2 protein-coding genes are annotated in these 2,281 nt (G+C 60.9%); one reads left to right on the top strand and one right to left on the bottom strand.

Annotated elements, in window-relative coordinates:
- Positions 1–1,177: NAD(P)/FAD-dependent oxidoreductase (locus EGI20_RS17620; protein WP_498633021.1), on the top strand; the 1,177-nt coding region annotated here is incomplete at its 5' end.
- On the opposite strand, the gene EGI20_RS17615 is transcribed toward EGI20_RS17620, so the two are convergent.
- On the bottom strand, positions 1,174–2,281 hold a 1,108-nt coding region (locus EGI20_RS17615), incomplete at its 5' end, for a sensor domain-containing diguanylate cyclase (protein WP_498633020.1). The genes EGI20_RS17620 and EGI20_RS17615 overlap by 4 nt on opposite strands.

Genomic DNA, 2,281 nt, shown 5'->3' with positions numbered 1-2,281 from the left:
TGCCGGTTACACCGGCATCTCCACCGCCTTGCATCTGGCTGAAGCCGGCTACAAGGTGATCGTGCTCGAAGCCGCCCGCGTCGGCTGGGGCGCTTCGGGGCGCAATGGCGGCCAGATCGTCAATAGCTATAGCCGCGACATGGACGTGATCGAAGCACGCCACGGCAAGGAAGCGGCCCGCCGCATCGGCGCCATGGCATTCGAAGGCGGACGCATCATCCGCGAGCGTATCGCCAAATACAACATTCAGTGCGACCTGAAGGATGGCAATGTGTTTGCCGCCTTTACCCAGAAGCAACTGGACGAAATGGCGGCAAAAAAAGCCTTGTGGGAAGCCTATGGCCATACCGGCCTCAAGCTGATCGACAAAGCCGGCATGAAGGATATCGTACAGAGCGATGCCTACGTCGGCGCACTGCTGGACAACTGGGGCGGCCATATCCACCCGCTGAATCTGGCGCTGGGCGAAGCCGCTGCGTTCGAGTCACTGGGCGGCGTGATTTACGAGCAGTCGCCGGTGACGGCCATCATCGAAGGCGACAAGCCCTCAGTCAAGACTGCGCATGGCGAAGTCAGCGCCGACTTTGTCGTGGTGGCCGGCAATGCCTACTTGGGCAACCTGATTCCCAAACTGGCGGAAAAAACGCTGCCCTGTGGTACGCAGGTGGTCACCACCGCCCCGCTGGACGCCAAGCTCGCCCGCGCCTTGCTGCCCGGCAACAACTGTGTCGAAGACTGCAACTTCCTGCTCGACTACTACCGGCTGACCGCCGACAACCGCCTGCTGTACGGTGGCGGTACCGTCTACGGCGCACGCGACCCCGGTGCCATCGAGAATCTGGTCCGCCCCAAGCTGGAGAAAACCTTCCCGCAACTGAAGGGCGTCAAGATCGACTACAGCTGGACCGGCAACTTCTCGCTGACGCTGACCCGCTTGCCGCAAGCCGGGCGCATCGGCAAGAATATCTACTACTCGCAAGGCTGCAGCGGCCATGGCGTGACCTACACCCATCTGGCCGGCCGCCTGCTGTCCGAAGCGATCCGCGGCCAGAGCGAACGCTTCGATGCCTTCGCCTCCTTGCCGCACTACCCGTTCCCGGGCGGGCGTCTGTTCCGCGTCCCCATGCTGACCCTGGGCGCATGGTGGTATGAAATGCGCGACAAGATGGGCGTCTAGCTAAGCAGCTCGCCTTGTGCGCTGGCGATGCGGTTGCGGCCGGAAAATTTGGCCGTATAACATGCCTTGTCGGCGCGGGCGAGCACCTCTTCGGGCGTGGCATCGGATGACTGGATCTGCGTCAATCCGATGCTGGCACTCAAAGTAAAAGACTGGCCGGAAAATGCCAAGCGGTAGCTTTCAATACGTTGCCGGATCTGATTCAGCACCAGTTGCCCATGGGCTTCATCACAATGGCGCAGGATTAAGGCAAATTCGTCGCCCCCCATGCGAGCAATGCTATCCGATTCGCGCAAGCCCTCGTGGAGAATGCCCGCCACCGCCTGCAGCATCAGATCGCCCGCCTGATGCCCTCCCTTGTCATTGACTTCCTTGAAATAATCCAGATCCAGCATGGCCACCGTGACGATAGGCAGACGCCCACCCTCCAGCAACTGGCCAAGCTCCTGCTGCAGGGCACGCCGGTTGAGCAGGCCGGTCAATGGGTCGTGCGTCGCCTGATAGCGCTGCTCCTGCTCGCGCTGCCGCCGCTCGGCATCATCGTGCAGCACATATATCCGGTAGCCCTGCATCACCCCCTGCGTGGCGACGAATGATAGCGCCAACGCCATGGCCCTGACCTCGCCACCCTCAGTCTCCATATCCAGCTCGATATGTGCACCGGCCGTGAAGCCATCCAGCTCATGCGCTGCGAGCAGCTTGCCCGTCTCGGGATGGCGAAAGTCGACCAGATTGCAAAAGCGGTGCCCAAGCGGATCGTCAGCCTTAATCCCAAGCAGTGCTTGCGCAGGCTGATTAAGGAATTCCACTTCATCGCACTGATTGGTCAACACAACTGCATCAGAGATGGAGCCCAGTATTGCCAGCGCCCGTTCACGCTCGCCGGCCAATGCCTGCTGCTCTGCGTGCTGTTGCGTCACATCAAGCAGGATGACCAGGCAATGCGCATCATCCAATAAGGTCAAGCGTAACTCGAGCAACAGGCATAGCCCCTGCGGATGGGATAAGTGGCTGCGGCGCTGGACGACCCCGCCTACGCTGAGCTCTTCCGCCATCAGCTGAATCAGATGCCGGGATTCTGCCGCATCGAAATTCTTCAGCCAG

This window comes from Aquitalea sp. S1-19, assembly GCF_024343515.1.
This window is presented reverse-complemented; position numbering and strand designations above follow the sequence as displayed.